Source organism: Pseudoalteromonas sp. S1609 (assembly GCF_005887255.1).
Taxonomy (GTDB): domain Bacteria; phylum Pseudomonadota; class Gammaproteobacteria; order Enterobacterales; family Alteromonadaceae; genus Pseudoalteromonas.
Genome location: NZ_PNDJ01000027.1, coordinates 74,393 through 81,901, shown reverse-complemented (window position 1 = coordinate 81,901; position 7,509 = coordinate 74,393). Strand labels below are relative to the sequence as shown.

Below are 7,509 nucleotides of genomic sequence, written 5' to 3'. Positions count from 1 at the left end.
CAATAGGCGAAAACGCAGCATCAATGCCAAACAGGCGCTGCCCGAAGGGTTCTGCCTAAGGGCGATTTACTCTTTGTTGCTCGGTTTTTACTTAGCCCACTAGGTTACAAATCTCGCGCCGCGATTAAACCGCCCCTAGTTTGAACAAATTATAATCCGCAAAGGTCAACAGACCCTAATAATATAGTTAAGTATATTTTTGTGGGCAACGATAAAAGTACGCCAATTGCAATACAGGCAGCTGCAGTAATAATACCTTTAATGCCGAACTGGTTGGTAAAGTAGCTCGATACAATTAAACCATGGCCTGTCACTATTAAGCACAATCCAAGCAAAATCGATGTTTTAAGTAGTCTTATTATTACAATTGAAGACATAGCGACCTCTGCGCAGCGTGTCTTCTTAGTGTATGTAATCTTTATAAAGCGGCATTGATTTAGCGCAAGCATCCATTAATAATATAAAAAAGCCCAGCTCATTACTGAGCCGGGCTGCATTTTCGTTTTAAGCTGTTAGTCAAGCATATTGCGCAGTACGTACTGTAAAATACCGCCATGTTTGTAGTAATCCCACTCTTTCGGAGTATCAATACGCACATCGGCACTAAAGCTAACTTGTTTACCTTCACTGTTAGTGGCAATTACACTGACTTCGTCGGTTTTATCGTATAACCCTTGAATATCAAATTGCTCTTGCCCAGTTAAGCCTAGTGATTCATGGCTTTCACCTTCTTTAAATTGTAAAGGAAGTACGCCCATACCAATTAAATTAGAACGGTGAATACGCTCATAGCTTTGTGCTATCACAGCTTTAATACCGAGTAATAATGACCCTTTTGCAGCCCAATCTCGCGAAGAGCCGGTACCATACTCTTTACCTGCTAGAACCACTAGTGGTATTCCACTTTCTTGATATGCCATTGCCGCGTCATAAATACTTTCTAGCTTATCATCAGGTTGAGTGCGGGTAACACCGCCCTCGGTACCAGGGGCTAGTAAGTTTTTAAGGCGCACATTAGCGAATGTACCGCGCATCATTACTTCGTGATTACCACGTCGTGAACCATAAGAGTTAAATTGTACTTTTTCAACCCCATTTTCTTGTAGGTAAAGCCCTGCGGGTGCCTCTGCCTTAATTGCGCCTGCTGGTGAAATATGATCAGTAGTCACCGAATCACCCAGTTTAGCTAAACAACGCGCACCCTCAATAGTTGGAATACCTGGTGGTTCAACACTCATACCATCAAAGAAGGGGGCTTTTTTGATATAAGTCGAAGCACCGTCCCAATCGTAAAGTTTACCATCAGGTATTTGAATTTTTTGCCAGCGACTGTCGCCATCGTAAACATTGGCGTAGCTTTTTTCGAACATCTCTTTAGTTACCGTACTTTTTACTAGTTCACTTACTTCTTTAACGCTCGGCCAAATATTTTTAAGGTAAATATCATTACCATGCTTATCTTGCGCGAGTGGCTCGTTGTAAACATCAATATCGGTTCTACCCGCTATGGCATAGGCAACCACTAAAGGAGGAGACGCTAAAAAGTTCATTTTAACATCTTGATGTATGCGCCCTTCAAAGTTACGGTTACCCGATAAAATTGAGCTTACAACTAATTTGTGTTTTTGAATCGCCTCACTAATTTCATCGGCAAGTGGGCCTGAATTACCAATACATGTGGTACAGCCATAACCAACTAAATTAAAGCCAAGCGCATCCAAGTCATCCATCAACCCTGCTTTTTCAAGGTAATCGGTGACCACCTGAGAACCTGGTGCAAGTGAAGTTTTAACCCAAGGTTTTACATTAATACCTAACTGACGTGCTTTTTGAGCTACTAAACCGGCAGCTAAAATAACACTTGGGTTAGATGTGTTTGTACAGCTAGTAATTGCAGCAATAACACAGGCACCATCATTTAACTCAAATTCTTCTCCATTAAAGTTTACTTTTGCTGCGCCCATAAACTGCGCTTCATCGGTAGGCTCATCAGGGTTGATAGTAGGACCTTCGCTTTCAATACGCGCTTGCTCTTCATCGCTTTTATCACGACGTGCCATACGCTCGTCTTGAAAGTCTTTTAAGTGCTGACCAATAACCTTGCCGGCTTTATCCAAAGTAATTCTATCTTGCGGGCGTTTAGGGCCTGCTAGGCTAGGCACAACATCATCTAAAGTTAGTTCAAGCTTATCGGTATAATGTGCTTCGTCGCCATCATTACGCCATAAGCCTTGGTGTTTAGCGTAATCTTCAATTAGTTTGAGCTGCTTCTCATCGCGATTAGTTAAGCGTAAGTAATTAATCGTTTCATCATCAATAGGGAAAATACCACAGGTTGCGCCATACTCTGGCGCCATATTAGCGATAGTTGCTCTATCGGCAAGTGGTAAGTCGGCAAGGCCGTCACCATAAAACTCAACAAACTTACCTACCACACCGTGGTTACGCAGCATTTCAGTAACAGTAAGTACTAAATCGGTTGCTGTAGTGCCCTCAGGTAAGCGACCATTTAATTTAACACCCACAACCTGTGGAATAAGCAAGCTAATAGGTTGGCCAAGCATGGCGGCTTCGGCTTCAATGCCGCCTACACCCCAGCCAAGTACGCCTAAACCATTAATCATTGTTGTATGAGAATCTGTACCGACTAGTGTATCTGGGTAGGCTAACGATTTGCCGTTTTTTGTATCATTAAATACTACGCGGGCTAAATACTCTAAATTCACTTGGTGAACTATACCGGTTGCAGGTGGTACAACTTTTAAGTTATCAAATGCGGTTTGTCCCCAACGTAAAAATTCGTAACGCTCTTTGTTACGCTCATATTCTAATTTTGAGTTTAAGTCGAATGAACCATCTTTACCGTAACCATCCACTTGCACCGAGTGATCGATTACCAGCTCAGCAGGAGAAAGTGGGTTTATTTTTGCAGGATCACCACCGAGTTTTTCCATCGCATCACGCATGGCAGCTAAATCAACAATTGCAGGGACACCAGTGAAATCTTGCATTACTACGCGGGCTGGAGTGAAAGCTACCTCGGCAGAGGGCTTCGCTTTTGGATCCCAATCTAATAAGGCCTGAATATCTTGTTCTTTAATATTCACACCATCTTCGTTACGTAGTAAGTTTTCTAGCAATACTTTTAACGAGAAAGGCAGGCGTTTGGCTTTATCGCCAAGTCCCATGAGCGAGTTGATATGATACTGCTCGCCATTGATAGTGAGCTGTTGTTGGGTGTCGAAACTATTTTTCATTATTTGTCCCTTCAATAAATTAGATTAATATTCTTGTAAAAGTGACCTCTGTAGTGATTTGCAAAGTGTGTACCATGATAAAAAATACCATATTGTATAATTTATTTTGGTCGTTATTTAAATAGAGATGAAGGCCAAAAGTTAAAATTCAAGGGATACTCTGAGTAATAATTGGCCACAAAACTAAACTCAAAAAAGTGCTATTTAAAGTAGTCCTGTTGTTTTAAATGGAAACTTAAATACACCAATGCAATCGCAATTATGGTGACTGCAATAGGCATAAAAATAGCGCTAATACCAAACAAGTTGATGCTATTAATAATCATAAAATTATAGTATTGCTGAGCTAAAATCGCTGCCAAAGAGATTATTAATGTTAATCTGGCTAGTGACTTTTTGAATAACAAAAGTACGCATCCTAATGCGCCGCCAAATACAGCGATAGCAAACGCTAAAGTAGCCCATAAAGGTTGGCTGTTATAAGCAAGTTGTTGTTCTTCAGGTAGTTTACTTATCATCTCTGGAGAGAGAAACAGCTGCATGACAAATGCAAGAATACCTAATATGTTCCATAATGAGGCGGTAATAAGTACGGGTTTTATCCAGCGGTTTGAGGTGTTTTCTGACATGTAAGCATCTATTTTTTATTATTGATATTCTATTAAAGAATAAAAAAGCCAGTGATGCAAACTGGCTTTTAATAACACATATAACTTAAGCGTTAGCCAAATGAAATAGGGCGACGACCCGTTTTTTCATCAACTTTAGGCTTTTTAGTGCGTTTGCGTTTATTTTTAGCCGGCTCTGTTGTTGCTACTGGCGCGGCTTTTTCTGCTGTAACTGTTTCATCAATAACTGGACGTTCTGCTGGAGTGGCATCTTCACTTAACGTTAATTGAAACAACTCGCCATCAAATGCAAGTACATCACCGCTGTATAATTTTTTCCGTTTGATTGTACAAATTTCATGGTTAACACCGACATAGCCTTCGCTAATTAGGTTTTTTGCTTGACCACCACCTTCAACAAGATCTAATACCTTTAATAATTTGCACAGCTCTATAGGCTCTTCTTCTAACTCAACTTCTATATATTCTTCGTTCATCATGTTTCTCAGTGGGGGTGGTATTAGCTGTAGTATAAAGGCTCAGTGGCTATTTTGCACCAAAGTGAGCTTGTTAGGTGAGTTGATTATGTGATTTTTTATGAAACTTTGTATCTCTTTTTATAGTCTTTAAAAAAACTGAAGTAATTCAGGGTTAAGCTTCACGCGAAAAAAATTACACATTGGCGCGCTAATTGCCAATATCGGCCGTATAAGAGATTGAATATAAATAATGGAGTAAAACATGGGCATAAGATTAGCGATGAAAAAAGAGCTAATGGGCTTAGAGCATTCAGATCTGTTAACCGCTGATGATGTAAGAGCGCATCTAGCACAACAGGTAAAAGAAGACACTGAACGTGGCTTTTCAGTTATCTCTAAGTTTAACGATACCCATAGCCAGCTAACTAGCGGGCTTAAAACCAAACAAAGTGAGCTAGTATTTGAGCGTCATCGGTTATTTAATGAAGTGCTGTACAAACGTCAGAGTGTCGATGCATGGCTAAATAACCAGACTTCAGGTTAAACAGCCAAATAAATTAAGTTGCGATTTTAAATCACTCCTTTAGACTACACTTGTAATCAACGGGGGTGATAATGAAAAATGGAATTTTAGCGTGTGCACTCATGCTATTGTTGAGTGCATGCCAACAGCCTATAGTGTATATATTTAGTAAAGGTTTATCGGACTCACAGCGCCAGCAGTTAGAGGCCGCACTCAAAACACAATCCCTACCTTACGAATATGTTGAGCATGACATTCCTCGGGAATTTGGCGTAGCTACTTTACTATTATCAAATGATAGAATTTTACGCCAAGAAACAGAGCAGTTAGCTACTATTATGCAAGGGTTAGGCTATCAACCCGAAATTAGCTACACCACACGCGCAAATCACTTTTATGGTGATGGTAATATCGGTTTTTACCTAAAAAATACTAATGCGGATGACGCTTTTACCATGCCTTCTCGGTTGCGAACAACCCAGTGCGAAAAAGATGAGTTTAATGACCTAGTCGTAACCTTTACTGATCAACATGCTGAGTTCACATTAATCAGCGGCGCAAAAGTCACATTGAAATGGGAATATTTATACGGCTATTTAGTTATTTACTACAGCAATTATTCACAAACCTACACTCATTCACAGCCATTGGTTAAGACTCCTTTTGGCGAAAAACCATCAGACACATATACCATAACAGCTCATGTAAATAAGCCAGGCTGGCTTAATTGCTCAATGCAGGTTATTTATATGGATTAAGTTAACTGTTAACCGTGCTCTTCTATATGCTCCGAGAGTTTTGCAATGCGCAGGCTCATACCTTCAATAATACGGTCTTTAATTTTTTCGCGTATGACATTAGGTAGGCGGGTGAGAGCATCTGCAGTTATAGCCAGTACTATGGCGCTTTCTTTGGCGCGTGCATTAATACTGCGCTCTCGGTTATTAATAAATGCACCTTCACCAATAAATTCACCAGGTTCTATACTGCCCAGTTCCAGTAGGTGATTGTGTTTAAACACCATTAAAGATCCACTAAGCACAATAAACAGTCGCTTGTCGTTATCAAACTCTTTAAATAAAAACTGATTTTTATTTATTAAATAAAGTAAACCAAACGACTCAAGCAAAATCTGGCGCTCATTGAGTGTGAATTCTTTAAAAAAATCTAAGCGATTTATAATTTCCATTTGCTTAAACAAAGGGATGTTTTCAATTAACTTCATGCTTTCTCTATGCTTCTAACAATCAGCTAATATTGCGCTCTTTTAATTTTCGGGTCAACGTATTACGACCCCAACCAATTTTTACGGCAGCTTCTTGCTTATGGCCAGAACAATTAGCGAGGGCTGTTTTGATTAAGCGGGTTTCTAGCTGGGCTTGAATATCCGGCCAAATATTTTCTTTACCTTGTTTAAATTCTTGATTAAGCCACTGCTGAAATGAATCTAGCCAATCCCCTTCTTGGGTTGCGGCGGCATTATCAATAATTTCAGGAGGTAAATCTTGCTCGCCAATCAGCTCTCCTGGCGCCATAACGGTTAACCAGCGGCAGGTGTTTTCAAGTTGGCGAACATTCCCAGGCCAATTAAATAAACACAATTGTTTAATTGCTTTAGGGCTTAATACTTTGCTATCTACTTGCAGGTCTTTTGCACTTTTATGTAAAAAGTGTAGCGCTAAGCGCTCTATATCTTCGGGACGCTCGCGTAAAGCAGGTAAACGCAGGCGAACCACGTTTAAACGATGAAATAAATCATCCCTAAACTTACCTTGCTTTACCAGCTCTTCTAAATTTTGATGGGTAGCAGCAATAATGCGTACATCTACTTTTATACTTTGATGACCCCCCACGCGATAAAATTCGCCATCGGCCAATACACGCAATAAGCGGGTTTGTACATCCAGTGGCATATCACCGATTTCATCCAAAAATAAGGTACCGCCATTAGCTTGTTCAAAGCGGCCTTTACGCACGCTATCAGCCCCGGTAAAAGCGCCTTTTTCGTGGCCAAACAGTTCAGATTCAACTAATTCTTTAGGGATGGCGGCCATATTAAGGGCTATAAATTGGTTTTCTTTACGCGGGCTGTGGTTATGTAAAGCGCTGGCAACCAACTCTTTACCTGTTCCTGACTCACCGTTGATGAGTACGCTCATACTTGATGCTGACAGCTTACCTATAGCACGAAACACTTCCTGCATAGCCGGGGCTTCACCAATAATATGGGCACTTTTGGGGGGCGCGCTTTTACGTTTGGTTTTTTTAGTTGAATTAGCTCGATACGCACTTTCCACCAGTGCAACCGCTTCATTTAAATCAAACGGCTTGGCCAAATACTCAAATGCGCCTTTTTGGAATGCATTAACGGCTGAATCAAGGTCTGAGTGGGCGGTCATAATGATCACAGGTAGCCCTGGCGTTTGCTCTGCTATTAGCTCAAGTAATGCCATACCGTCCATGCCAGGCATTCGTACATCGGAAATTAATACGCTAGGTTGACTAAATTTTAGCGCGTTAAGTACATTTTGCGCATCTGCAAAACTTTCTACTTCAAACCCTGCGCGAGTCAGTGCTTTTTCTAGTACAAAGCGAATTGAGGCATCATCATCTACAAGCCAAGCTGTTTTCATGCAAACTCC

The 7,509-nt window shown here is 40.6% G+C and carries 8 protein-coding genes; 2 read left to right on the top strand and 6 right to left on the bottom strand.

All coding sequences use genetic code 11. The features are described 5' to 3' along the window. Positions 1-149 precede the first annotated feature (149 nt). The 4 genes from CWB76_RS20270 to CWB76_RS08220 form a co-directional block, all read right to left on the bottom strand. Positions 150-377 carry a hypothetical protein gene (locus CWB76_RS20270; RefSeq protein WP_138606733.1) on the bottom strand — a complete coding sequence of 76 codons (228 nt, stop codon included), beginning with the start codon at positions 375-377 and terminating at the stop codon, positions 150-152. 135 nt (positions 378-512) lie between these two features. Further along, complete coding sequence (acnA, locus tag CWB76_RS08230; RefSeq protein ID WP_138606731.1) at positions 513-3,257, bottom strand: aconitate hydratase AcnA; 2,745 nt, start codon at positions 3,255-3,257, stop codon at positions 513-515. A gap of 200 nt (positions 3,258-3,457) precedes the next feature. After that, entirely contained in the window at positions 3,458-3,886 is a 429-nt protein-coding gene (locus tag CWB76_RS08225) for a hypothetical protein (RefSeq protein ID WP_138606729.1), read from the bottom strand. A gap of 92 nt (positions 3,887-3,978) precedes the next feature. Beyond that, complete coding sequence (locus CWB76_RS08220) at positions 3,979-4,362, bottom strand: RNA-binding S4 domain-containing protein (protein WP_008108378.1); 384 nt, start codon at positions 4,360-4,362, stop codon at positions 3,979-3,981. 244 nt (positions 4,363-4,606) lie between these two features. Here CWB76_RS08220 and CWB76_RS08215 point away from each other — a divergent pair, with 244 nt between their 5' ends. Beyond that, positions 4,607-4,888, top strand: coding sequence for a hypothetical protein (locus CWB76_RS08215; protein ID WP_008108379.1), 282 nt, complete (start codon positions 4,607-4,609; stop codon positions 4,886-4,888). A 71-nt stretch (positions 4,889-4,959) separates the two neighbouring features. Then, entirely contained in the window at positions 4,960-5,625 is a 666-nt protein-coding gene (locus tag CWB76_RS08210; RefSeq protein WP_138606727.1) for a hypothetical protein, read from the top strand. An 8-nt stretch (positions 5,626-5,633) separates the two neighbouring features. Here CWB76_RS08210 and CWB76_RS08205 read toward each other — a convergent pair whose 3' ends face one another. Next, a complete protein-coding gene (locus CWB76_RS08205) occupies positions 5,634-6,092 on the bottom strand; it encodes a Crp/Fnr family transcriptional regulator (protein ID WP_008108381.1) in 459 nt (152 codons plus the stop codon). A 22-nt stretch (positions 6,093-6,114) separates the two neighbouring features. Further along, positions 6,115-7,500, bottom strand: coding sequence for a nitrogen regulation protein NR(I) (ntrC, locus tag CWB76_RS08200; protein WP_010391999.1), 1,386 nt, complete (start codon positions 7,498-7,500; stop codon positions 6,115-6,117). Positions 7,501-7,509: the final 9 nt, after the last annotated feature.

Excerpts from the sequence above, each read along its gene's own strand:
- CWB76_RS20270 (WP_138606733.1), bottom strand. The coding sequence starts at position 377 with ATGTCTTCAATTGTAATAATAAGACTACTTAAAACATCGATTTTGCTT.
- acnA (WP_138606731.1), bottom strand. The coding sequence starts at position 3,257 with ATGAAAAATAGTTTCGACACCCAACAACAGCTCACTATCAATGGCGAG.
- CWB76_RS08225 (WP_138606729.1), bottom strand. The coding sequence starts at position 3,886 with ATGTCAGAAAACACCTCAAACCGCTGGATAAAACCCGTACTTATTACC.
- CWB76_RS08220 (WP_008108378.1), bottom strand. The coding sequence starts at position 4,362 with ATGAACGAAGAATATATAGAAGTTGAGTTAGAAGAAGAGCCTATAGAG.
- CWB76_RS08215 (WP_008108379.1), top strand. The coding sequence starts at position 4,607 with ATGGGCATAAGATTAGCGATGAAAAAAGAGCTAATGGGCTTAGAGCAT.
- CWB76_RS08210 (WP_138606727.1), top strand. The coding sequence starts at position 4,960 with ATGAAAAATGGAATTTTAGCGTGTGCACTCATGCTATTGTTGAGTGCA.
- CWB76_RS08205 (WP_008108381.1), bottom strand. The coding sequence starts at position 6,092 with ATGAAGTTAATTGAAAACATCCCTTTGTTTAAGCAAATGGAAATTATA.
- ntrC (WP_010391999.1), bottom strand. The coding sequence starts at position 7,500 with ATGAAAACAGCTTGGCTTGTAGATGATGATGCCTCAATTCGCTTTGTA.